Raw genomic sequence first — 23,669 nt, 5'->3', positions numbered from 1 at the left:
GTATTAACGCGTGGTTTGAGTATAAAACTCACTGATATATTGACCACCCTTTATATTAACAATAACACGTAATTTTTGTTTTTGTCCTTGTTCAGAAATTGTATCTCTTAGGTTTGTTTTGTGATGCCAATAGTATGGGTTGTCTTCCATTTCCAGCTGATATCCCTGTGTTTGCTCACCCACAGTAAAAAGTATCGCATTGTCAATTGGAAAGGTTGAGTTAACAAATGTATCGCCTTGCTCATCATAAACATTCACTTGAAATTCTCCTGCCGATAGCACGCACTTTTTATTGATGATGTCGCAATGCCCTTCAGGCACTAACTGAAATACTCGTTGCTGCTGCGCTTTGTATTCCAAGTAATAATCTGAGGCAATATAGCCGCCTAACAGTAAAAACGGAGCCACCATAATGGCAACTTTTGAGTGTCTATTCATATTTACTCCTACAACATCAAGCTGATGCTAACGCTTTGATAACTAATATAAAGATAAAGGCTCTTTATTACTATTGAAATAAAGAGCCTTTTAAACGGGTGTCTTTCATCACTCAATCTATACGAGGAGTATTGAACTAATCACCTAAACCTTTATTAGGCGACATTGACTAATGGTCGTGTGCTGCCGATACACCACCGTGAGGTGTACGGAAATTATCCACCATTTCTTGGATATGAGCTGGTGCTGGCCCCGTTACTTTTAACACGGTAAATGCAACGGCAAAGTTAACCAATGCCCCTACTGCACCAAACGCATTTGGCGAAATGCCTAAGAACCAATTTGGTCCCATATCACCTAAGAACGATGTACCAGGAATGAACATAACGCCCTTATGCTGGAATACATAAAGCATTGTCACGCCAATACCAGAACACATGCCCCATACCGCTGCTGTACCACTCATCTTCTTAGCAAATATACCCATCATTAAAGCAGGGAATATCGACGATGCCGCTAAACCAAAGGCTAGCGCCACCGTTCCTGCGGCAAAACCAGGCGGATTTAAACCGAGATAACCAGCCACTAATATGGATAAGGTCATCACGACACGACCAGCGAGAAGTTCATTTTTTTCAGACATGTCTGGCGTCAATATGCCTTTCATCAAATCATGAGAAATTGAGGAGGATATGGCCAGCAATAAACCTGCGGCGGTTGACAGTGCTGCCGCTAAACCACCGGCTGCAACTAAGGCAATAACCCAATTAGGCAAATTAGCAATTGCAGGGTTAGCAAGTACCATAATATCACGGTCAACTTTTACCATTTCATTGGTTTCTGCGTTGGCAGTGTATTGCACTTTACCGTCGCCATTTTTGTCTTCAAATTTCAATAGACCCGTTTGTTCCCAGTCTTTAAACCACTGAGGACGTTCGGCATATTCCATGTTCTGACCCGCTGCCGGCTCAATCGTATTCATCAAGTTAAAGCGTGCCATCGCACCAACTGCTGGAGCAACCGTATATAACAATGAGATGAATACTAACGCGTAGCCTGCTGATTGACGTGCAGCTTTTACTGAAGGTACAGTGAAAAAGCGCATGATGACATGAGGAAGACCTGCTGTACCGATCATCAGAGACATGGTGTAAGCAAACATATCTAACGTACCGTTCATATTTGACGTTGTGTACTCTTTAAAGCCTAAGTCAGTCACTACCATGTCCAGCTTATCAAGTAAGTAAACACCAGAGCCATCTGCTAACGTGCTACCTAAACCTAATTGAGGAATAGGGTTGCCGGTAAGCTGCAATGAAATGAAAATAGCGGGAATAGTGTATGCAAAAATCAATACACAATATTGAGCAATTTGCGTGTAGGTAATGCCTTTCATACCACCTAACACTGCATAGACCCATACCACGAACATACCAATGTATAGACCCATGTCATATTCAACTTCTAAGAAGCGAGAGAAAGCAACACCAACACCTTTCATTTGACCAATGATGTAAGTTAATGAGGCAATAATTAAACACACTACCGCTACAACACGTGCGGTTTTAGAGTAATAGCGATCTGAAATAAATTCAGGGACAGTGAACTTGCCGTGCTTACGCATATAAGGTGCTAACAGCATGGCCAACAATACGTATCCACCGGTCCAACCCATGAGGAATACAGAGCCACCGTAACCTAAGAAAGCAATAAGACCAGCCATTGAAATGAATGACGCTGCACTCATCCAATCAGCACCAATAGCCATACCATTTTGCATTGGCGTTACGCCACCGCCTGCAACGTAAAAGTCACTGGTTGAACCCGCACGGGCCCACCATGCAATCGCAAAGTACATCCCGAAAGAGCCGAATACCGCAATATAGGTATAGAGTTTTAACTCATCCATTACGACTCCTCCACATTATATTTTTTGTCTAATTGGTTCATTTTGGCCGTATACCAAAAAATTAATCCGACGAAGGTGTAGATAGATCCTTGTTGAGCAAACCAAAAGCCTAATTTATAGCCACCCAAACGGATCGCATTAAGCGGTTCTACAAGTAACAAACCAAAGCCGAAAGATACAACGAACCAAATCGCGAGACAGATAAAGATTAAACGCAGGTTTTCCTGCCAATAACTTGTCGTTTCCACAATTATTCTCCTCGTTAACGCCTGTATTTTTTAGAGTAATTATTAAGGCCTAGTTCATCTAGGAAGTAGCCCTTGAGTTAGTTTGTTAGTGAACAAGACCCAGTGAACAATCAAATGAGATTTATCCACTATCAAACTAACTTACGCTAAACATTAGCAACGAATGATTTCGCAAGGTATTCAACTTTAGTCTAGGTTTGCTTCAAAGCATTTGACTATCATGACGTTAGTCCACAAAATTTACTTGCATCAACCCCAAGGTGAATGGCAATGGATAACGAACTCAGCGAAATTTATGCATTTATCAAGGCGACAACGCCTTTCGAACCATTAAGTGAAATGGCGATTTTCCACTTAGTCAGGCAAATTAATATTTGCTACGTGGTGAAAGAGCAATTTTTGCCACCAGAGTCCTTTGATACACCACATTTTTACATTGTTAGAAAGGGCGCGCTCAGTTACCTTGATATCGATGGCACTCTATTGGGCAAATACGGTGAAGGTGATATTTGTTCTATTTTTGCCTATCCTGAAAAATACGCTGACATCCGTGTGCATGTCGACGAAGATTGCCTCATTTATGCCGTTAGCAAGACAGATTTGTTAGCCGCAGTCGTTGATTACCCTCAAACGGTGCAATTTTTTGAGCAATCAGCTGAAGAGCGACTAAAGTCCACAGTGTCGCAGCTTCATGAAGAAGCGATCATCAATTCGTCGTTATCAAATACCGCGCTTGAGCAGCTATACCAATCACCTGCCGCCAGCATAAATATCGGCCAAAGTATCGCTGATACAGCAAGAACAATGACGGAACTAGGTTACTCTTGTTTAGTGGTGGTTGATAACAATGACGAGGTTAAAGGAATAGTAACCGATAAAGACTTTCGTCGACGCTGTATTGCTCAAGGCATATCACCAAATGAACCAATACACACCATTATGACCCCCAATATCACCACATTAGATTTACGCCACACCGCTTTTGATGCACTGGTTTTAATGACAAGTCACCATATTCATCATTTACCTATTACCAAACAGGGACAGCTCGATGGCATGCTAACCATTACTGATCTGATGCATTATGAAGGGCAAAATGCCATCAATCTAAGCAGCTTAATACATCGCGCGAAATCGATCGAAGCACTCGTGGACATTGGCAAGATGTTACCTAAGCTACAGCTTAAAATGACGAAACTTGGCACCACAGCAGAGCAAGTCGGTAAAAGCATCAGCGCCATTACTATGGCTTTTACTATTCGGTTGATTGAACTTGGCGAGGCAAAACTCGGCGAGGCGCCCGTATCTTATGCATGGTTAGCCGCGGGCTCACAAGCGAGGCAAGAACAATTTGCCCATTCAGATCAAGATAATGCACTCATCATCGACAACAGTGTCACCGAGGCACAACTCCCTTGGTTTGAACAACTAGCGCAATTCGTCTGTGATGGTCTAAATGCCTGTGGTTTTGTTTATTGCCCTGGCCAAGTCATGGCCACTAATCCGAAATGGCGGCAAACAGAGCAGCAATGGCATTTGTACTTTCAACAATGGATAGACACTCCAGACCCTAAAGCACTAATGCACTGCAGCATCTTTTTCGATTTAACCACCGTTTATGGAGACAAAATGTTATTGGAGCGAGTGCGCAGCGCCATGCTCAGAAAAACTCAAAAATCGAGTTTATTCATCGCACATTTGTCAAAAAACGCTCTGCAGCATAAACCGCCACTGGGTTTTTTCAGGGACTTTGTCTTGAGTTCAAATGGCAAAGATAAGAAAAGCATGGACTTAAAGCACAATGGCGTTGCGCCCATTGTAGATTTAGCACGAATTTATGCGCTCAGTGAAGGGATAAGCTCAGTCAATACTATTGAGCGATTGCAGCAAGCATCTGGAACCAAATCGCTAACCAAAGGAGCAAGCGCCAATTTAATTGATGCCTTTGAGTTTTTAGGCAGCTTGCGTTTGAGCCATCAGTCCAACCAGCTGGCCGCTGAAGAAACAGCAGATAACTACCTAGCGCCGAAAGAAATCTCACGCCTTGAACGAGAACACCTAAAAGATGCATTCAAAGTGATTAAAACCATGCAAGATAACCGACAGTCGACGTATTAAGGTACACCTAGCATGTTAAATTCACTTTTTGGCTTAAACGCAAAACGAAAGCGTCAATTGAAAAAAGCACCATCTGGTCCAATACGAGAGTTTTTATCGGTGCCGTTTCCTGAGCCAAATACGCCTATTGATCAAGTCCCTATACTTGCGCTAGATTTTGAAACCACAGGTCTAGATCCAATCGACGACCAATTGCTCAGCATTGGCTACGTTGACTTGCTGAATCATCGGATTAAATTGTCGACGGCAGAGCACTTTATCATCAAATGTCAGCTGCGATTAGCCGCTGAAAATGTTGTCATTCACCAAATAACCGAGCAAGAAAAACTCTGTGGTGTCGAGTTGAAATTCGCCATAGAAAAACTGCTTAATGCCCTAGCAGGAAAAGTGATGCTGGCTCATTTTGCTAAAATAGAAATCAGTTTTTTGGCACAAGCCTGTAAACAGCTGTACGGTTTTGTACCTGTTTTTCCCGTTATTGATACATTGGCAATTGCCAAACGTCGCTTGGACATGCGACAAGCCGATTATCACCCGTCAGAATTACGGCTGACCAATCTTCGCGAAAATTATGGATTGCCTGCTCATTACGCTCACAATGCGTTAAACGATGCGATCGCAACGGCAGAGTTATTGCTGGTTGATTTAGCTACTCACAATAATGCAAATAGCCTTCTAAGGGATATATTAAGGTAAAAAAACAGGCAATGACGATAACAGTAATTATCTCGGGTATTGTCAATGCCTGTACAAAATTGAAAAGGAAGGAAGTTTACCAAATAACAAAAAATTCAGGGGTTATGCTGTCTGCTGATGCTTTTTAAGCATCGTAAATAGAGCATCTTTTAGATGTAGTCGTTGTTTTTTCTGCTGTTCCAAATATTCATCAGCTGTGTTTTCCACGCCTTGCTCTATGCGGATCACTTCGTGATCTAATTCATGGTACTCCTTAAACAAACGTGCAAAACGAGTATCATTCATTTTAAGGTGATGGATTTCTTCTTTAAATTCTGGAAATTCGTGATGTAAATCGTGTTTTTCATTTAACATAAGATTGTCCTAGTTAGCGCAATTAATACAAAAATCGGTATAAGGTAAAGCGTTCAAACGCGCTTGGGCAATTTGTTCGCCACATTCAGTACATTGACCAAACGCATCGTCTTTAATCCGTTGTAATGCGTGATTAATTTGCTTGAGCTCCTCTTTGGCTTCATCACGGATCACGTTAAGCACTTGGTCGTTTTCACACTCTGTCGTTTGCTCAGCAAAATCTGCCGAACGACCTTTTTGAAAATCATTAGTTATTGCTTCAATACGCTGACTGAGCTGCTGTTTTTTCGCAGTCAATTGTTCAAATAATTGTTGAGCGACCATAACTATCTCCTCGTTGATGAATTCAGTTTACCCCGATGATTTTGACTTATATTGATCTGGCACAATGTCGATACATCTTTGTAATTTTTTGATCTTTCAATGCAACGTATCGCCGGAATGAAGTACTTTAATATCCCTTGTTATGTTAAGGCATTCAATTAATTAACTAACCTTTACGCTCTAACTTATAAAGATTTAATGTATCAATTTGAGATGCAATTGGTCGCCACTACGACTAAAGTCTAAGACGAAATAACTGGATTTTAGACTTAGGTCTAATTTCTAATAGTGAGATTAAAACTTAATGTAATAAACATAGAAATCAACTTGCCTGCTCGGTAAGTCACGGAGACAACAAATGACCGAAACTAATAAAAACGATATTTTTTACCCCAGCCAAGAGGTGATTGACCAAGCCAATGTCAGCGACTATCAGGCACTTTATGATTACTCTGTTAATGATCGTGAGGGCTTTTGGGCCGAGCAAGCCGAAACTCTAAGCTGGTATAAAAAATGGGACAATGTTTTGGATGAATCCAATGCCCCATTTTATAAATGGTTTGACGGCGGCGAAATCAATATCGTTCACAACGCGGTTGATCGCCATTTAGAAAACGCTAATCGCAATAAAATGGCGATTATTTGGGAAGGTGAAAATGGGCAAGTCAGAAACTTTTCATACAACGGTTTAAACCGTGAGGTTTGCCAGTTTGCCAACGTCCTAAAAAGCATGGGCGTTCAAAAAGGCGATATCGTAACCATTTACATGCCACAAATTCCTGAACTGGTCTTTGCTATGCTCGCTTGCGCCAAAATAGGCGCAATTCATTCCGTCGTATACGGAGGCTTTAGTACGGAAGCTTTAGCCTCACGTATCGACGATGCCCATTCGCGCGTTCTTATCACTGCCGATGGCGGTTGGCGACGCGGAAAGCAAATTGATCTCAAATCAATTGCTAACGAAGCGATGCAGCGCTCACCGTCAATTGAAGTTTGTATTTGTGTAAAAAACAACGAGTTAGACGTTGAAATGGAACCAGCACGTGACTTTTGGTTGCACGACTTAAAGGCGCTTCCTATCGCAAGTCCTAAATGTGAAACCGAGCCAACCAGCGCTGAAGACCCACTATTCATTCTGTATACCTCGGGTACGACAGGCAAGCCCAAAGGTATGTTACACACGCACGGTGGCTACGCAGTTTATACTTCAACCACACACCGAATGGCATTTGATATTAAGCCACAAGACAGATGGTGGTGTGCGGCAGATCCAGGTTGGATCACCGGACATAGTTACATTGTTTATGGACCATTGATCAATGGTGCCACCATCATGTTATATGAAGGTGCGCCTAACTACCCTTACCCGAACCGCTGGTGGCAAATTATTGAAAAGTACGGCATCAATATTCTGTACACGTCACCAACAGCAATTCGCGGCTTAATGCGTTTTGGCGACCGCTGGCCACAAAAACATGATTTATCAAGCCTTCGCTTATTAGGTAGCGTCGGTGAGCCAATCAACCCTGAGGCATGGAAATGGTACCACCATGTAATCGGCCAAGATAAATGCCCAATCATTGATACTTGGTGGCAAACAGAAACCGGTGGTTTCATGGTCTGTCCGTTACCAATAACGCCTTTAAAACCAGGCTCTGCTACTAAACCATTTTTTGGAAATGAAATGTCGGTAGTAGATGACGATGGCAACGACGTGCCTGAAAATGAAGAAGGTAAATTAATCATTAAAAACCCTTGGCCAGGTATGGCTAGGACAATCTTCAAAGATGATGACCGCTATAAAGACTTATATTGGTCACAGGAAGAAGATGGCAGCTGGCGATACTTGGCCGGTGATAGTGCCAAGATCGATGAAGATGGTTACATTTGGGTCATCGGTCGTATGGACGAAGTACTTAAAGTCAGTGGTTATCGCTTAGGTACAGCGGAAATTGAAAGCGCGTTAGTAAGTCATCCTGCTGTTAGTGAAGCTGCTGCTGTTGGCCTACCACACGAGCTAAAAGGTAACGCAATTCATACCTACGTTATTTTGAAACAAGGCATTGAAAAGAGCAAAGAGTTATCACTCGAGCTGCGAGAACATGTTGCTAAAGAAATGGGCCGAATTGCCATGCCTGAAACTGCAGACTTTGTTGACGCGTTACCGAAAACTCGCTCAGGAAAAATCATGCGTCGTGTGCTTAAAGCGAGAGCTTTAGGACAAGACGAAGGTGACTTAAGTACATTAGAAGAATAAACCTAAAGGCACAGGGGTCTCTCTGTGCCTATTACAACAAGCTAAATAGCCGATAGACATAATAATAAACTCGGAAACTTCTATTCCAGTCTCAAGGCTATAAATACCGGAGAGAACAATGAATAAGAACAAGCTTTTCAATAAGGCCGCATTCGTGTGCGCGCTAATCGCCACTTCTGGTGCTGCTCAAGCAGGCTATGAGATTAAGTTATCAGAGACAGACTCCATTACTTTCGGGGGCTTCATCAAGATTGATGGCCGATATGTCGATGGTAATGTCGCTTATCGTGATTTTTGGATCGGCGGTGGCACAAAGCTGCCTGAGGATCAATCTCAAACAAAGTTTTTTGCTAATGAATCGCGCTTTAATATGAAGTTTGTTCACGGCGAGGTGACCGGTTTTCTAGAGATGGATTTTTATGGCGGCGGTGGTAACCAAGTCATTTCTAATTCATCCCATCCGAGGTTACGCCACGCATTTATAAAATATAAAGGATTAACTGCTGGTCAAACATGGACAACGTTTATGAACACCAGCGCATTAGCAGAAACTGCGGACTTTGCTGGCCCTATGGTGGGTGAAGTTTTCGTACGAAACACTATGTTCAAGTATGACTACGGTAACTTATCTATTGCGCTAGAAAACCCTGAATCTTGGGGCAACGACAGTATTGATGACTCGCCTGACGCCGACTCCGCCAGTGACGATGTACCAGATATTATTGGTCGATACACCTTCAAAGGAGACTGGGGTAATGTAACCACTTCAGCATTGGTAAGACGCTTAAATTTCACCAATGGTGATACTGAAACGGCCGTTGGTTTTTCCGTAGCCGGTCGTATTAAAACCGTAGGTAAAGATGATTTTAGATTCCAGGTACATCAAGGCGAAATGGGCCGCTATGTCGGTGTTACCGCTGCTCCAGACGTATACAACGGTGAAGTAGAAGAAACAACCGCGTATATGGCTGCTTATCGTCACTTTTGGACTGAAGATATTAGATCATCCGTATTCTATGGTTACATTGAAACTGACGAATCTGATCGTGAACGTACACAAGTGGGCATTAACGTATTTAAAAATTATACGCCTAAATTATCGTTTGGTTTTGAGGTGGGACAATTTGAAATGAAAGATGTAGATGCAGATTCTTTCTACACCCAAGTTTCAGCGAAATACGTTTTATAGTCAATCAAACAAGTTCCAAGAAAACCCGTAAGGGTGGCTTTTTAGGGAGACGTCATGTCTCCCTTTTTTTTATGCGAGCGCTATCCAAACCAACGTTTGAGATCGCCTTGCTCTTTGAGTATTTCAATCCCTTTTGACACTTGTTCACAATGAATTTTTCCATAACCATGGTCAGGAAAAACAAAGAAAACATCTAATAGCGCTACAGGCCTATCTACATCGTACTCAAGTTGAGCAACCATTTTTGATTGTTTAATGGCTGCAATAGTGGAATGCACATCACCAATAATAACGTCTATACGACCTGCAAACAGTTTTTGCAAATTGACGGTGTCATTGTTGACTCGATGCAAAGCAATGTTTTCATTGTTTATGATAGCCAAACCATAGCTGTACCCTTTAACAGCCCCTACTCGTTTCCCTTCTAAATCAGAGGCATCCAGAATAGGAGGTTCACCTCGACGAGTTATTGCAATAATTTTCTTTTGCATAAAACTCACCGTTCGGCACGAAGGTAATGGGCGAAATTCTTCAAGCTCAGGAAAGTAGCTATACACTGCACCAGTCTGAAAACTCTTTTGAACTCTTACTGTTGGCATGAGTGACAAATTGAACTTAATCTGCTGAACTTGTTCCAGTTTTCTTAACATATCAATCATCACGCCCTTGGATTCACTCTCAACCAAACCCGGAATGTAATAGCTACTAATATCAATATGTTCAATATTTGTGCAATGACCTACACTAACCACTAACATTAAGATAGCGCACACAGCCCTTTTAGATTGAGCTATCAAGGTGTCATTAGCACAATAATTCATTATTTTTTAAGCTTAGCCAAGGCATCAGCAAAGGCATTTCCCATCGCAGCATTACCTGGTGCTTTATCTTTTCTAGGCTTTTGATGGTGAGGCTTGTTTGCGACTTTAGCATGATGACGTTTATCCTGAGCTGGCTTATTTTCCCCGCCTTTTCCGTGAGGGCGTTTAGCTATATTTGAAGCTTTGTCATCTAGTCGCATGGTCAAATTGATACGCTTTCTTGCGACATCAACATCAAGTACTTTCACTTTAACAATGTCGCCAGCTTTAACGATTTCTCTAGGGTCACTAATGAATTTATCGGTGATTGCAGAAATATGTACTAGTCCGTCTTGATGAACCCCTAAATCAACAAAAGCACCAAAGTTAGCAACATTGGAAATTACCCCTTCTAACATCATGCCCACTTCAAGATCGGCAATGGTTTCCACACCATCTTTAAAGGTTGCGGTTTTAAACTCTGGACGTGGATCACGTCCCGGCTTTTTAAGCTCAGTGATAATATCACTCAGTGTTATTTCACCAACATGTTCAGTGACAAAATCGGCGACATCAACTGTTGATAGTAATTCATTATTCGCCATCACATCATTTGCATTTGATTTTAATGATTGAATGATATCATCAACAACCGCATAGCTTTCTGGGTGTACACCAGTGTTATCAAGCGGGTTTTTCCCGTCACGAATTCGTAAAAATCCTGCCGCTTGTTCAAATGCTTTAGGACCTAATCGAGCCACTTTTAACAGTTCTTTACGATTATTGAATCGGCCGTGTTCGTCGCGGTATTGCACTACATTATTGGCCATTGTTTTCGACAAGCCAGCAACATGAGTCAATAGCGCCGGTGAGGCACTGTTTAAATCAACGCCTACTTTATTCACACAATCTTCTATGACATCTTCTAGTGAACGCGTTAGTTGGCTTTGATTCACATCATGCTGATATTGGCCAACGCCAATCGCTTTAGCGTCAATCTTAACAAGCTCCGCTAATGGATCTTGCAATCGACGAGCAATAGACACCGCGCCACGGATCGAGACATCTAACTCTGGGAATTCATTCGCAGCGAGTTCAGAAGCTGAATAAACCGAAGCCCCTGCTTCACTGACGGTAATTTTTCTCGGCTTTTGGGACTCAAACTGCTTAATGACTTCCGCCACCAATTTATCTGACTCACGAGAACCCGTGCCATTACCAATCGCTATCAGTTCGACCTTATGCTGTCGACATAGGTTAACCACGGTTCTCACAGATTTATCCCAGTTATTTTGCGGAGCATGAGGGAATATGGTGGCGGTTTGTAACAATTTGCCAGTACCATCTACAATGGCAATTTTACAACCTGTTCTTAAACCAGGATCTAACCCTAAGGTCACTTTCGCGCCGGCCGGTGCGGCCATTAATAAATCGCTTAAATTCTTAGCAAAAACATCAATTGCTTCAATTTCAGACTTGTCCCGTAAATTGCCAAAAAACTCTGTTTCTAAACTTTGACTTAACTTAGTTTTCCATGTGCTGGCGATCACTTTTTCAATGAACTTTGCGCCGGCTTGTGCAGATAGCCTAAAATCAAAATGTTCCATCATCAATTGTTGCGCGGACGAGTGGTACTTGCTATCTGATTGTGGATCAACATCAATACTTAAGCGTAGGAAGCCTTCATTTTTACCGCGTAACATTGCTAACATTCGATGCGACGGCACTGATTTTAGCGATTCAGAATGTTCAAAATAGTCTTTGTATTTAACTGCATCTTGCGTTTTGGCTTTGACCACCTTACTGACAATATGTGCTTGTCGGTTTAATAACTTTCTCAATTTTGACAATAAGTCAGCATCTTCACTGATACGCTCTGCCAAAATTGCCGTTACTCCATCAAGCACTGACTCAATATCAGTAAATCCAGCATCTGCATTGAAAAAATGCACAGCTTCTTGTTCAGGGTTTAATTGGACATTGGCGAACAGTTTATCTGCTAAAGGTAACATGCCAGCCTTAATTGCGATTTGCCCTTTGGTTCTGCGCTTCGGTTTGAAAGGAAGATATAAATCTTCCAAACGAGTTTTGTTGTCTGCACTGTCAATGGCTCGCTTTAACTCTGAGGTTAGTAAGCCTTGTTGCTCAATATTGGTTATTACAACTTGGCGGCGCTCCGCCAGCTCACGCAAATAATTCAGTCTCGTGGATAATTGACGAAGGTGATTATCATCTAGCCCCTGCGTCGCCTCTTTTCGATAACGTGCGATAAACGGTACAGTAGCGCCTTCATCCATTAATTTTATCGCCGCATCAATTTGGGCTGGTTTAACATTAAGTTCTTGAGCGATTTGGTGAGAAATTTGCGTCATACAGAGGAGACCTTTGAGAATCTTGGTAATAATTTTGGATAATACAATGTCCCAAAGTATATACTGTTGCGGGCCATTATTGAGTATAAATTTTTATTTTCGTAGCAAAATACTCGCTTTATTTTATTCGTGTCATGCTCCCTATGTTCATGCACCTTATAAAATCAGCCAATGGTCGCAAAATCATCTATATAATTAGAAAACTCATAACGACTCTCCTAGTCTGAAAGTTAGCACAGGAGGTTTTAACAATGAGTTATTCTAAACGACAATTTATTAAACACGTTGCTGCAGTGAGTGCACTGACGAGTATCCATCCACTCTTTTTAACCTCTGCTTCAACGACGCCTCCCAAAAATGAAGTGAACGTTTTCCCAATTGGCATGGGCACGTGGATCACGTTCAATGTTGGGCAAGATAAAGCATTGCGTTTACAACGTGCTCAAGTGTTAAAAACCTTTTTTGAACTAGGCGGGCAAATGGTCGACTCCTCGCCAATGTATGGCTCAGCAGAAGAAGTTTTAGGTTTTTGTTTTCAACAGCTAAACGGCACTAACAATTTATTTTCTGCCACTAAAACATGGACCTCTTCATTGCCCGAGGCCAAACAACAATTTGTTGATTCTCAGCAGCGCTGGCAGCTACCAAATTTCGATTTACTTCAAGTGCATAATTTAGTGGCATGGCAACAAAACCTAGCGATGCTGCGTGAACTAAAACAGCAAAAGCTTATCCGTTATATCGGTATTACCACTTCTCATGGCCGCCGACACAATGAACTTTTAAAAATTATGCAAAATCAAGAGATTGATTTTGTTCAGCTCACCTACAATATTGACGACCGTGAAGTAGAGCGACGGATTTTACCACTTGCGCATGAACGCGGTATCCGTGTCATTGCCAATAGGCCGCTTCAAGGTGGACGACTGATGGACTTAACCAACAATAAGGCCTTACCATCATGGGCAAGTAAGATCGGTTGTCATAATTGGGCGCAGTTTTTCTTACGGTTCATTATATCTCACCCCGCGGTGACTTGTGCGATTCCGGCAACTTCAAAGGTCGAACATATGGTCGAGAATATGGGCTCGGTGAACAACATTCCTCTACCAAACGCTCAAGAGAGAATTAAGATGATTAACGCGTTCAAGGCGTTATGATGACCGAATGGTTCAGTTACTCCCTCGAAGATTTTTTACTGTTTTCACCTGAGGTGTATTGGCGGCTGATCCAGCAACATAGCGTTAATTTTGGGGCAATAGCCATCGTTATTGAAGTCATCGCCATAATTGCTTTTTACTATCTCAAACATAATCACAAGCGCCAAATCGTCATTACTATACTCATCGGGGCGTGGTGCAGTGTGGGTTGGTTTTTCTTTATCAAACAATATGCTGCCATTAATACCTTCGCCCAATATCTGGGTTACGCATGCTTAATACAAAGTCTATTTCTTCTCATCAGCTTACTAAAAGAACGCACCAGTATTCAGCAAGTTTCTTTGACAATGAGTGTTGATACTTGGTCCAGATTACAAAATAACGTTACTTTGATTTGTTTGAGCTCTGTGATTATTTTTCCCGTGCTCGCCGCACTGCTCGGCTTCAACTGGGGCACCGGTGTTATAGGAATATTGCCTTTGCCCACTATCACTATTTCTCTAATTTCTGTGCTTCTGTTTAAATCAAGAATGCGATTATTCCTCCTCCCGATCCCTACTATTTTGTTGGTCATCGAGTTATTAACATTAAAGGTCTTGCTTAACGCATAGAGGATGGCCTGATTTAAGCCGAGAATTATTAGACAAAGACTGCAATGCTTTGTTGTATAATGTGTTTAAAACAACAGCTGTCCTTATTTTTTACATGAGAAAGTCTAATTACATTACCCGTGAAGGCTGGGAACGCCTCGATCAAGAGCTAAAATACCTCTGGAAAGATGAACGCCCCCGAGTAACTCGCTCTGTTTCAGAAGCGGCAGCGTTAGGCGATCGCAGTGAAAATGCCGAGTACATCTACGGGAAGAAGCGTCTACGTGAAATTGACCGTCGCGTGCGCTTTTTAATGAAACGGCTTGATGACTTACAGATTGTCTATCATGAGAAGCAACAAGAAGGAAAAGTGTTTTTCGGTGCTTGGGTGACATTACTTAATGAAGAAGACAAAGAAGTCACTTATCGCCTCGTTGGTCCTGATGAATGGGACGTAAAAAAAGGCGAAATCAGCATCGACTCACCCATGGCTCGCGCCTTATTAGGAAAAGCTGTTGACGATGAAATTGTCGTGAAAACGCCCGAAGGCGAGCGCTATTTAGAAATTATTAAGATTTGGTATAAGTAATCAATTGTTATGAGAGAGTTGTGCAGCTCACAACTCTTCACGTTCAACTATAAGGCTTTAAATCGCTCTTACCCTGAAGTTTTTGCCTTTCATTTTATCGTTAGAAATTTTCTTAATTGCCGCTTTGACTACTTTGCTTTCAACCGCAACATACGCTTTGACATCAAACACTTGGATTTTACCTACTTGATCGCCCTTAATTCCTGTTTTTCCGGTCAAGCCACCGACAATATCCCCAGGACGTAACTTATTCTTTTTACCGCCATCAATTTGTAATGTTGTCATAGTGGGTGATTTGGGTTTTTGATTAAGTACATCAATTCCCGGTAGTGGTAGCGTTTCAATATCTTGTTTTTGATAGTCTTCAATATTGGCAATGCGGCGCGAGTCTTTATTACAATAAATTGAGAACGCTTGCCCATGACTACCAGCTCTGCCGGTACGCCCGATACGGTGAACGTGCACTTCAGGGTCTGGCGTTAAATCATAATTAAACACGGCATCCAAATCATCGATATCTAGTCCGCGCGCGGCAACGTCCGTCGCCACTAAGATCAAGGCACTTTTATTGGTGAACTTAAGCAGGGTTTCGTTGCGATCACGTTGCTCTAAATCACCGTGCAATGCCAAGGCGCTAAAGCCATATTGTATTAATTGTTGAGTGACTTCTTGTACAGCGATTTTGGTATTACAAAACACGACCGCAGATTCTGGCTGATGAGAAAGTAGTAATAATCGTAGCGCATCCATGCGCTGATCATTATCTTCCACTTGATAAAAAGATTGTTTAATGGTGTTTTCAGCGGCAACTGACGCGACTTTTACGTGTTCTGGCGATTGCATTAATTTATTGGCAATGCTCTTAATTTGATCCGGAAAGGTCGCACTAAACAACAAGGTTTGACGCTTAGGCGGACAATAACCAAAGATTAAATCAAGTGCTTCTTGAAAGCCCATCTCTAACATACGATCCGCCTCATCTAGCACCAACATTTCAAGGTTATCTAGATTTAAACGGCCTTTAACTAAATGATCTTCAATGCGCCCCGGCGTACCGACGATGATGTGAGCACCGTGTTCTAACGAGCCAATTTGCGGACCAACCGGCATACCGCCACATAAGGTCAACACCTTGATGTTGTGAATGCCGCGAGCAAGTTTTCTGATTTCTTTGGCAACCTGATCAGCTAACTCTCTGGTTGGGCAAAGCACCAATGACTGCACGCGAAACCTTTTCACGTTAAGTTTCTCTAGCAAGCCTAAACCAAACGCTGCAGTTTTTCCCGAGCCTGTTTTTGCTTGTGCAATGACATCTTTGCCCGCCGTAATTAAAGGCAAACTTTCTGCCTGTACCGGTGTCATTTGTTGATAACCCAGTGATACTAAATTATCGCTAAGTTCAGGCTTTAAATTTAAGGAAGTAAAATCAAGTGAAGACAAAAGAAGATCCAAGCAGAAGAAAAATATATGATAATGCTATTGTAGCAGGAACTTAGTCTAAAACTGATACAATAAATGTGCGAATTATGTGTTTACTGTTAGGAATTGCCTCCTTTGAAAAAAATTGCTCTGTTTGTTGATGTTCAAAATATTTTCTATACCACGCGAGATACGTTCAGCCGTCAGTTTGATTATCGACAGTTTTGGCAACACTTGGCACATCAAGGCGATATTGTTTTGGCCAATGCCTACGCCATTCAGCGTAGTGATGATAAACAACATAAATTTCAAAAAGCACTCAAACACATTGGTTTTGATGTAAAACTAAAGCCATTCATTCAACGCCGCGATGGTTCAGCTAAAGGCGATTGGGATGTAGGTATCACTATAGATATCATGGAAGCAGCGGCAGACGTCGACATCATTGTTTTGTTATCAGGCGATGGTGATTTTGATCGACTGCTTACCCACGTTGCACAAAAATACGGCGTTGAAACTCACGTTTATGGGGTGCAAGCGTTGACGGCAAATTCACTGATTCACGCAGCAACGCACTATCACCCCATTGATGAATCATATACGCAATAGAGTTATGTATATGAGGTAGCAATTATACCTTCTTTTTAATTCGTGTTCGAAGCGGCACCTGACACACATCTAATACGGGTGGCGGTTTTTTGAAGAAAAACGCATGGGCGCGTTCTTTTCGCTTAACTAAACGTTCAGCAAATAAATCACTTTCCGTGTTCTCTACTTCCAGTTGCCACTGCTTTTCAGCAGGTAAGTCAGACATCATCTGCATGGTCACAATTGGCGTATAGTCTGAAGAATTAACCGGCTTATCACCCTCATCCACTTGTGTTCGTTGAATGGCCTGCACATGGTTCATGCCGTAAACAACGCGGCCAAAAACAGACATGATGCGATCTAAATAACGCGGGGCTTGGCCATTGTTGATGTAAAAGTGGCTATTGCCACTATCAGCTTCATTGCTCCTTGCCATTGCTACCGCACCAGGACAATGTGCTAACCATGCCGCTTTTTCACTGGGATTAGCTGCAATAGCAAAGCCTTCTTTAAAGCCTGTTTGCTCGGCGAATAAGTCACCTTCTTGTACCAAGGTCATTTGCCAATCATCCTTTATAGACCACTCCCCTTCCAACGCTAAAGAGGCGATGTTTTGGGCCTGAGGACTCCCCTCTGCTGGACCAGTTTGTGCGACAAAGCCATCAATAACACGGTAAAATTTATTACCGTTATATACACCACGTTTAACCAGTTGTTTAAATTGTGTCACATGATTTGGTGAAAATTGCGGCGCGAGTTCAATTACCACTTGGCCGTGAGGCAGTGTCATTAGTGCAAGGTTATTGTTATCTAATACACGCCATTGATTTGATTCATCGGCTGATAAAGGTTGGCAAGCAAGTAACGAAACGCTAATTGAAATTACGGAGAGCAGTTTTTTCATATTCTATTCATTTTTATTTTCGTTAACATCATCATACCTCAACAATATTTTAATGCTAACTATTGTCACTCATTCATAAGGATTGCTACCATAACTCTGATTTTTATTACTACCGTTGGAGTTTTTCGTGAATAAAAGTGTTATCACTAATACCTTAGCTTTAATCCTTACCTTAGCCGGACACTTTTTATCTCAACCTATCCTGTTTTCCATCGGTTTATTTGCGCTTTCAGGTGCAGTAACAAATTGGCTTGCTATACACATGTTGTTTGAGAAAGTTCCTGGGCTCTATGGCTCAGGGGTTATTCCAGCAAGATTTGAAGATTTCAAATTAGGCATTCGTCAGTTAATGATGGAGCAGTTTTTTACTAAGGAAAATATTGATCGTTTCCTCTCTGACGATAAAGGGGGAGCTACAGGTATCGATCTTGCGCCTGTGATCAAAAAAGTTGATTTAAATCCTGCGTTTGATGGCTTAGTTGAAGTGATCGAAAACTCTTCATTTGGCGGTATGTTAGCCATGGTGGGCGGCAGTGAAGCATTACAGCCTATGCGTGAGCCGTTCATCGAGAAAATGAAAATCAGTGTTGTAGAGATCACACAAACCGATGATTTTCATCAAAACCTACGAGAATCTCTGGAAGGTGATACCAATATTGCTCACATGCAAGAAAAAGTAAGCGATATTATTGAACAACGCTTAAATGAACTTACGCCACAATTAGTTAAAGAGATTATTCAAACCATGATCCGCAAGCATTTAGGTTGGTTGGTAGTTTGGGGAGGCGTTTTCGGCGGAATTATCGGCTTTATCGCAGCCATTACCGGCACAATGTGATCATAGAAGTTTTCCTGACTAACCAGAATCTAGAGCCAAATATTAATTCATATTTGGCTTTTTTACACTAGAGTGTAACTTCATTTACAGCTAGTAACTTTTCCCCCTAATTTATATCAAAATTATTTAACACTAACGCTTTAAAAACAGCGCTATTGTAGCTATGCTGGGCGCGAATTAATCAGTAATTAATCGCTAATGAGTGCTACGCATTTATTAGTTAACTTCCTGCTCAAATTAAAGAAGGTAATTGGAGTCATGTTTGGTAGCTTAAAGGCGTTGCCTGCCGATCCTATTCTAGGACTATTGGCTAAATATCGAGAAGATGCAAACCCACAAAAAATCGATTTAGGTGTGGGTGTTTATAAAAATGAAGCTGGTCACACAGCAGTACTCGATTGTGTGAAAAAAGCAGAGAAATACCGTCTCGATAATGAAGATACCAAGGTTTACATTGGCCCAACCGGCTCACCATTATTTAATGATGAAATGGCAAAGCTTATCTTCGGCAACCATAAAGTACTACAAGACAATCGCACTCGCACCGTATCAACTCCTGGCGGTACTGGTGCATTACGAGTTGCAGCAGAATTTATCAAATCATGTAAACCAGGCGCCACGATTTGGGTCAGTAATCCCACTTGGGCTAATCACACAGGTTTATTCCAAGCAGCAGGTTTAACCGTTAAAACCTACCCTTATTATGATTACGAAAATAAGTCGTTAGACTTTGATGGTATGTTAGCAGCACTGAAACAAGTCAGTGCGGACGATGCGGTTTTACTTCACGCTTGTTGTCATAACCCAAGTGGTATGGACCTAAATCAAGAACAGTGGCAACAAGTAGCTGATGTTGCTAAGTCAGTCGGCTTTCTACCGGTTGTCGATATGGCATATCAAGGTTTTGGCGATGGATTAGACGAAGACGCTTACGGCCTACGTTTAATGGCCAACAGTGTTGAAGAAATGATCGTTTGTAGTTCTTGTTCGAAGAACTTTGGCTTATACCGTGACCGTATTGGCGCAACGACTATTATTGGTAAGTCATCTGCCGCTGTAGATATTGCCTATTCAGTATTACTTTACGTAATTCGTGTAATTTATTCGATGCCGCCAGCACATGGCGCTGCATTAGTAGAAACCATCTTGAGCTCTGACGAATTACGCCACGAATGGTATAACGAATTAAGCGAAATGCGCGATCGCATTAACGGCAATCGACGATTAATTGTAGATAAGTTAAAAGAGAACGGCGTTACCCGTAACTTTGATTTCATCACTGAACAAAAAGGTATGTTCTCTTTCTTGGGTATTACCCCTGAGCAAGTACAACAACTACAAGACGAATATGCTATTTACATGGTCGGTTCAAGCCGAATGAGCATTGCAGGCATTGCAAACAGCAATGTCGATTACTTAGCGCAATCTATTGCCAAAGTACTTTAACCGTTTTTAAACGCGTTATTGAAAGAAGCCGGCTTAGTCTGGCTTTTTTTATGTTTTCAATTCGAACAATAAAGACTAAATTTAGTTAATTAGGTATAGTGCGCGCCTTAAACACAGATTAACCGATTGTCGACGAGGATATTTTGATGGCTACAGGTAACCTTTTTATACTTTCTGCGCCAAGTGGTGCAGGTAAATCGAGCCTGATTACGGCGCTATTAAAAAGTGATTCAGCAAGACCTATGCAAGTGTCTGTTTCAACAACAACCCGAGCGATGCGACCAGGTGAAGTAGACGGCCAACACTATCATTTTGTTGACAAAACAACGTTCGAAAAACAAATTAAGCAAGGTGCTTTTTACGAGTATGCAGAAGTTTTTGGCAATTACTACGGCACCTCTGAACAAGCCATTGACGATCAGTTGGCCAAAGGCATTGATGTGTTTTTGGATATCGATTGGCAAGGTGCACAACAAGTACGCATGAAAAAGCCCGGCGTTACAACGATTTTTATTGCTCCGCCATCTCAAGCGGAACTTGAAAAAAGGTTACGCGGACGAGGCCAAGACAGTGAAGACGTGATAGCAGATAGAATGGCGCAAGCTCAGTCAGAATGTTCACATTATCAAGAGTTTGACTACATCATTGTTAATGATGATTTTGAGCAAGCAACGCAAGATTTAGTGACGATTGTCAACAATCAACGCCTTAAAAGAAGCCAGCAAACAATAATACATCAAGATTTATTCAAAGATCTATTGGCTAATGATTGATCGTTTATTATAATGGTCGGCTATTTTGTAAAGTAATTTTTGTTGGAGTAGCTTAATGGCTCGCGTAACTGTTGAAGATGCAGTAGAAAAAATCGGCAATCGCTTTGACTTGGTGTTAGTTGCATCACGTCGTGCGCGTCAAATTGCCACGGGTGGAAAAGACCCTATGGTAGAAGTTGAAAATGACAAACCAACTGTATTAGCTTTACGTGAGATTGAAGCTGAGCTAATCACCTCGGACGTAATGGATGACGTAGATCGTCAAGAACAAGTACAACAAGAGTCAGCTGAACTGGCTGCTGTTGCTGCAATTGTTGGTGGTCAACAAGGCTAATCAGCCTATTGAGCAAAAACAATAAACAACGCGTGATTTACTGAATAAGTGATTACGCGTTTTTTTATGTCTGCGATATTGGCAATATCAGCAATAATGCGTATCCTAGAGCTATAACCCGTTGACTTTTTCCATGTGAATTTCATCAAATGTAAAAATTCTCTGTCAGCGAGTCGCTGTATAAGAATAATCAGGTCAGGAGCCTTGAGTGTATCTATTTGAACCGTTAAAAGAGTATGTTTCTAGTTATCTATCTAAGGTACAGATAGACTTACTGAAGAAAGCCTATGTTGTTGCTCATGATGCCCATGACGGTCAAATGCGTTCTAGCGGTGATCCGTACATTACACACCCCGTAGCTGTGGCATTGAACCTCGCCAAAATGCACCTTGATCATGAAACACTGATGGCTGCATTACTTCATGATGTAATTGAAGACACTCCTGTTACCAAAGAAGAACTAGCCGAGCTGTTCGGTAATACAGTTGCAGAGCTTGTAGAAGGCGTCAGTAAACTTGATAAATTAAAGTTTGATAACAAAGAAGAAATGCAAGCGGAAAATTTCCGCAAGATGGTACTTGCTATGGTGCAAGACATCCGAGTTATCTTAATTAAACTTGCCGACCGTACCCACAATATGCGAACGCTTGAGTCATTGCGACCTGAAAAACGTCGCCGTATTGCCCGCGAAACTTTAGAAATTTATGCGCCTATTGCCAATCGTTTAGGTATTCATGACATTAAGAATGAACTCGAAGTATTAGGCTTTGAAGCGTTATATCCAATGCGCTCAAGAGCTTTACGTTCAGCCGTCAAACAAGCACGCGGCAACCGTAAAGAAATCATTCAGAATATTCAGGGAGAGATATTCCATCGCCTTGAAGAAAGCGGCATTCAAGCGGAAGTTATTGGTCGAGAGAAACATTTATATTCAATCTACCGTAAAATGTTAAACAAAGAGCTAATGTTTAATGAAGTGATGGATATTTATGCGTTCCGCGTGATCGTCGGTGAAAAAATTGATGATTGTTATCGAGCCCTCGGCGCGGTTCATAATTTATTCAAACCAATTGAATCACGATTTAAAGATTATATTGCCATTCCTAAAACGAACGGTTATCAATCTTTACATACTTCACTAATTGGTCCTCATGGTATTCCCGTCGAAATACAAATCCGTACACATGACATGGACCAAATGGCAGACAAAGGTGTTGCCGCGCACTGGTTATATAAGCAAGATGGCGATGACAGCGGAACCACCGCACAAATGAAAGCGCGTCGTTGGATGCAGAGCTTACTCGAATTACAGCAAAGCGCCGGTAGTTCCTTCGAGTTTATTGAAAACGTAAAATCAGATTTATTTCCCGAAGAAATTTATGTTTTCACTCCTGATGGGCGCATTATTGAATTACCGATGGGTGCAACCGCGGTCGATTTCGCCTACGCAGTCCATACTGACGTCGGGAACTCTTGTGTTGGTGTTAAGGTCGATCGAAAACCTTTCCCGCTAAGTCAGCCGATAGACTCAGGCCAAACCATAGAAGTCATTACCTCGCCGGCCGCACGACCGAATGCCACATGGTTAAACTTTGTGGTGACCGCAAAAGCACGCTTACAAATTAGAACCTATTTACGCTCTCGAGAGAAAACAGAATCTCAAGCATTGGGTTTACGCCTACTCAGTCACGCATTAGGCTCAACAAAACTTGATGATATCGTACAAGAAAAAATTGATGAAGTTGTTGAAGAAACAGGTAATAAGAGCTTTGATGATCTGTTAACCAACATCGGATTGGGTAACGCACTTAGCATTGGTATTGCGCGCCGCCTAACCGATGAATTTACGGAAGACAGTGATATTGGCGATTCAGAGTCGAGCACTCGCGCAAAAATGCCAATCAAAGGCACTGAAGGCATGATGGTCACTTATAGCAAGTGCTGCCGTCCTATTCCTGGCGACAGTATTTTGGCCTATTTAAGCCCAGGCAAAGGGCTTATTGTCCATCAGCAAGGTTGTCGTAATATCAAAAGCCAAGAAACTAAATTATTCCCGGTACAATGGGATAGTGATATAGATAAGGAATTCGTTGCTAAGCTTCGTATAGATATCATTAATCATAAAGGAGCATTGGCTGCATTAACAAACGTTATTGCTAGACATGAATCTAATGTTGTGGCATTAAATTCCGGTGAAAAAGACACCGGGTTATATGTCATCGATATGGAAATTACTTGTCGTGATAGAATACATTTAGCCGACATTATGAGAAAAATTAAAGTTATGGTTGATGTTCAAAAAGTCATTCGTAACAAATAATAA

General features: G+C 41.7%; 23 protein-coding genes. 13 read left to right on the top strand and 10 right to left on the bottom strand.

The window, feature by feature from the left end; translation table 11 throughout:
• Positions 1 to 3 precede the first annotated feature (3 nt).
• From QUE03_RS00785 to QUE03_RS00775, 3 genes are all read right to left on the bottom strand, one after another.
• A complete protein-coding gene (locus tag QUE03_RS00785) occupies positions 4 to 438 on the bottom strand; it encodes a hypothetical protein (protein ID WP_286264118.1) in 435 nt (144 codons plus the stop codon).
• Between the two features lie 169 nt (positions 439 to 607).
• Positions 608 to 2,347: a sodium:solute symporter family protein gene (locus QUE03_RS00780; RefSeq protein WP_286264117.1), complete on the bottom strand. Its 1,740-nt coding sequence runs from the start codon at positions 2,345 to 2,347 to the stop codon at positions 608 to 610.
• A complete protein-coding gene (locus QUE03_RS00775) occupies positions 2,347 to 2,595 on the bottom strand; it encodes a DUF4212 domain-containing protein (protein ID WP_434019800.1) in 249 nt (82 codons plus the stop codon). The genes QUE03_RS00780 and QUE03_RS00775 overlap by 1 nt, the downstream gene beginning before the upstream one ends.
• A 270-nt stretch (positions 2,596 to 2,865) precedes the next feature.
• On the opposite strand from QUE03_RS00775, the gene QUE03_RS00770 reads away from it, so the two are divergent.
• Together QUE03_RS00770 and QUE03_RS00765 are read left to right on the top strand one after the other, a co-directional pair.
• Positions 2,866 to 4,713, top strand: a complete 1,848-nt coding sequence (locus QUE03_RS00770) for a putative nucleotidyltransferase substrate binding domain-containing protein (protein ID WP_286264115.1) — start codon at positions 2,866 to 2,868, stop codon at positions 4,711 to 4,713.
• Positions 4,714 to 4,725: 12 nt separating this feature from the next.
• Positions 4,726 to 5,409 carry an exonuclease domain-containing protein gene (locus QUE03_RS00765; protein ID WP_286264114.1) on the top strand — a complete coding sequence of 228 codons (684 nt, stop codon included), beginning with the start codon at positions 4,726 to 4,728 and terminating at the stop codon, positions 5,407 to 5,409.
• A gap of 102 nt (positions 5,410 to 5,511) precedes the next feature.
• Here the strand turns inward: QUE03_RS00765 and QUE03_RS00760 are convergent, their stop codons facing one another.
• Positions 5,512 to 5,763 (bottom strand): HP1242/YdcH family protein, encoded by a 252-nt coding sequence (locus tag QUE03_RS00760; RefSeq protein WP_286264113.1) that lies wholly within the window; start codon positions 5,761 to 5,763, stop codon positions 5,512 to 5,514.
• Positions 5,764 to 5,772: 9 nt separating this feature from the next.
• Positions 5,773 to 6,087 carry a TraR/DksA family transcriptional regulator gene (locus QUE03_RS00755; RefSeq protein WP_286264112.1) on the bottom strand — a complete coding sequence of 105 codons (315 nt, stop codon included), beginning with the start codon at positions 6,085 to 6,087 and terminating at the stop codon, positions 5,773 to 5,775.
• A gap of 358 nt (positions 6,088 to 6,445) precedes the next feature.
• Here QUE03_RS00755 and acs point away from each other — a divergent pair, with 358 nt between their 5' ends.
• Positions 6,446 to 8,344, top strand: coding sequence for an acetate--CoA ligase (gene acs / locus QUE03_RS00750; RefSeq protein ID WP_286264111.1), 1,899 nt, complete (start codon positions 6,446 to 6,448; stop codon positions 8,342 to 8,344).
• Positions 8,345 to 8,462: 118 nt separating this feature from the next.
• Positions 8,463 to 9,533, top strand: a complete 1,071-nt coding sequence (locus QUE03_RS00745; RefSeq protein ID WP_286264109.1) for a hypothetical protein — start codon at positions 8,463 to 8,465, stop codon at positions 9,531 to 9,533.
• A gap of 80 nt (positions 9,534 to 9,613) precedes the next feature.
• Here QUE03_RS00745 and QUE03_RS00740 read toward each other — a convergent pair whose 3' ends face one another.
• Together QUE03_RS00740 and QUE03_RS00735 are read right to left on the bottom strand one after the other, a co-directional pair.
• Positions 9,614 to 10,354 (bottom strand): substrate-binding periplasmic protein, encoded by a 741-nt coding sequence (locus tag QUE03_RS00740; protein WP_286264107.1) that lies wholly within the window; start codon positions 10,352 to 10,354, stop codon positions 9,614 to 9,616.
• A complete protein-coding gene (locus QUE03_RS00735) occupies positions 10,354 to 12,705 on the bottom strand; it encodes a Tex family protein (protein WP_286264105.1) in 2,352 nt (783 codons plus the stop codon). Before QUE03_RS00735 ends, QUE03_RS00740 begins: the two co-directional genes overlap by 1 nt.
• Positions 12,706 to 12,956: 251 nt before the next feature.
• Between QUE03_RS00735 and QUE03_RS00730 the strand changes: the two genes are divergently transcribed.
• The 3 genes from QUE03_RS00730 (at position 12,957) to greB (ending at position 15,044) form a co-directional block, all read left to right on the top strand.
• Positions 12,957 to 13,865: an aldo/keto reductase gene (locus QUE03_RS00730; RefSeq protein WP_286264101.1), complete on the top strand. Its 909-nt coding sequence runs from the start codon at positions 12,957 to 12,959 to the stop codon at positions 13,863 to 13,865.
• Entirely contained in the window at positions 13,862 to 14,476 is a 615-nt protein-coding gene (locus tag QUE03_RS00725) for a DUF6064 family protein (RefSeq protein ID WP_286264098.1), read from the top strand. Before QUE03_RS00730 ends, QUE03_RS00725 begins: the two co-directional genes overlap by 4 nt.
• 94 nt (positions 14,477 to 14,570) lie before the next feature.
• Complete coding sequence (greB, locus tag QUE03_RS00720; protein ID WP_286264097.1) at positions 14,571 to 15,044, top strand: transcription elongation factor GreB; 474 nt, start codon at positions 14,571 to 14,573, stop codon at positions 15,042 to 15,044.
• A 57-nt stretch (positions 15,045 to 15,101) separates the two neighbouring features.
• Here the strand turns inward: greB and dbpA are convergent, their stop codons facing one another.
• Complete coding sequence (gene dbpA, locus QUE03_RS00715) at positions 15,102 to 16,484, bottom strand: ATP-dependent RNA helicase DbpA (RefSeq protein ID WP_286264095.1); 1,383 nt, start codon at positions 16,482 to 16,484, stop codon at positions 15,102 to 15,104.
• 114 nt (positions 16,485 to 16,598) lie between these two features.
• On the opposite strand from dbpA, the gene QUE03_RS00710 reads away from it, so the two are divergent.
• Complete coding sequence (locus QUE03_RS00710) at positions 16,599 to 17,072, top strand: NYN domain-containing protein (protein ID WP_286264093.1); 474 nt, start codon at positions 16,599 to 16,601, stop codon at positions 17,070 to 17,072.
• A gap of 22 nt (positions 17,073 to 17,094) precedes the next feature.
• Here the strand turns inward: QUE03_RS00710 and QUE03_RS00705 are convergent, their stop codons facing one another.
• The gene (locus tag QUE03_RS00705; RefSeq protein WP_286264091.1) at positions 17,095 to 17,955 is read right to left on the bottom strand and encodes a peptidylprolyl isomerase; all 861 of its coding nucleotides are present in this window, start codon (positions 17,953 to 17,955) and stop codon (positions 17,095 to 17,097) included.
• Positions 17,956 to 18,082: 127 nt separating this feature from the next.
• Between QUE03_RS00705 and QUE03_RS00700 the strand changes: the two genes are divergently transcribed.
• From QUE03_RS00700 to rpoZ, 4 genes are all read left to right on the top strand, one after another.
• Positions 18,083 to 18,793 (top strand): DUF445 domain-containing protein, encoded by a 711-nt coding sequence (locus QUE03_RS00700; protein ID WP_286264089.1) that lies wholly within the window; start codon positions 18,083 to 18,085, stop codon positions 18,791 to 18,793.
• 258 nt (positions 18,794 to 19,051) lie between these two features.
• Positions 19,052 to 20,239 (top strand): amino acid aminotransferase, encoded by a 1,188-nt coding sequence (locus QUE03_RS00695; protein WP_286264088.1) that lies wholly within the window; start codon positions 19,052 to 19,054, stop codon positions 20,237 to 20,239.
• Between the two features lie 143 nt (positions 20,240 to 20,382).
• Entirely contained in the window at positions 20,383 to 21,012 is a 630-nt protein-coding gene (gmk, locus tag QUE03_RS00690; protein ID WP_286264086.1) for a guanylate kinase, read from the top strand.
• Positions 21,013 to 21,067: 55 nt separating this feature from the next.
• A complete protein-coding gene (rpoZ, locus tag QUE03_RS00685) occupies positions 21,068 to 21,346 on the top strand; it encodes a DNA-directed RNA polymerase subunit omega (RefSeq protein WP_286264084.1) in 279 nt (92 codons plus the stop codon).
• A gap of 5 nt (positions 21,347 to 21,351) precedes the next feature.
• On the opposite strand, the gene QUE03_RS00680 is transcribed toward rpoZ, so the two are convergent.
• A complete protein-coding gene (locus QUE03_RS00680; protein WP_286264083.1) occupies positions 21,352 to 21,495 on the bottom strand; it encodes a hypothetical protein in 144 nt (47 codons plus the stop codon).
• A gap of 59 nt (positions 21,496 to 21,554) precedes the next feature.
• Between QUE03_RS00680 and spoT the strand changes: the two genes are divergently transcribed.
• A complete protein-coding gene (spoT, locus tag QUE03_RS00675; protein WP_286264081.1) occupies positions 21,555 to 23,666 on the top strand; it encodes a bifunctional GTP diphosphokinase/guanosine-3',5'-bis pyrophosphate 3'-pyrophosphohydrolase in 2,112 nt (703 codons plus the stop codon).
• Positions 23,667 to 23,669 lie beyond the last annotated feature (3 nt).

The organism is Thalassotalea atypica, assembly GCF_030295975.1.
Classification (GTDB): Bacteria; Pseudomonadota; Gammaproteobacteria; order Enterobacterales; family Alteromonadaceae; genus Thalassotalea_F; species Thalassotalea_F atypica.
Note: the sequence above shows the minus strand (reverse complement) of the source record. Positions and strands in the feature narration are given on the sequence as shown.

Coding starts and splice junctions, on each gene's coding strand:
- QUE03_RS00785 (WP_286264118.1), bottom strand. CDS start 438: ATGAATAGACACTCAAAAGTTGCCATTATGGTGGCTCCGTTTTTACTG.
- QUE03_RS00780 (WP_286264117.1), bottom strand. CDS start 2,347: ATGGATGAGTTAAAACTCTATACCTATATTGCGGTATTCGGCTCTTTC.
- QUE03_RS00770 (WP_286264115.1), top strand. CDS start 2,866: ATGGATAACGAACTCAGCGAAATTTATGCATTTATCAAGGCGACAACG.
- QUE03_RS00765 (WP_286264114.1), top strand. CDS start 4,726: ATGTTAAATTCACTTTTTGGCTTAAACGCAAAACGAAAGCGTCAATTG.
- QUE03_RS00760 (WP_286264113.1), bottom strand. CDS start 5,763: ATGTTAAATGAAAAACACGATTTACATCACGAATTTCCAGAATTTAAA.
- QUE03_RS00755 (WP_286264112.1), bottom strand. CDS start 6,087: ATGGTCGCTCAACAATTATTTGAACAATTGACTGCGAAAAAACAGCAG.
- acs (WP_286264111.1), top strand. CDS start 6,446: ATGACCGAAACTAATAAAAACGATATTTTTTACCCCAGCCAAGAGGTG.
- QUE03_RS00745 (WP_286264109.1), top strand. CDS start 8,463: ATGAATAAGAACAAGCTTTTCAATAAGGCCGCATTCGTGTGCGCGCTA.
- QUE03_RS00740 (WP_286264107.1), bottom strand. CDS start 10,354: ATGAATTATTGTGCTAATGACACCTTGATAGCTCAATCTAAAAGGGCT.
- QUE03_RS00735 (WP_286264105.1), bottom strand. CDS start 12,705: ATGACGCAAATTTCTCACCAAATCGCTCAAGAACTTAATGTTAAACCA.
- QUE03_RS00730 (WP_286264101.1), top strand. CDS start 12,957: ATGAGTTATTCTAAACGACAATTTATTAAACACGTTGCTGCAGTGAGT.
- QUE03_RS00725 (WP_286264098.1), top strand. CDS start 13,862: ATGATGACCGAATGGTTCAGTTACTCCCTCGAAGATTTTTTACTGTTT.
- greB (WP_286264097.1), top strand. CDS start 14,571: ATGAGAAAGTCTAATTACATTACCCGTGAAGGCTGGGAACGCCTCGAT.
- QUE03_RS00705 (WP_286264091.1), bottom strand. CDS start 17,955: ATGAAAAAACTGCTCTCCGTAATTTCAATTAGCGTTTCGTTACTTGCT.
- QUE03_RS00695 (WP_286264088.1), top strand. CDS start 19,052: ATGTTTGGTAGCTTAAAGGCGTTGCCTGCCGATCCTATTCTAGGACTA.
- rpoZ (WP_286264084.1), top strand. CDS start 21,068: ATGGCTCGCGTAACTGTTGAAGATGCAGTAGAAAAAATCGGCAATCGC.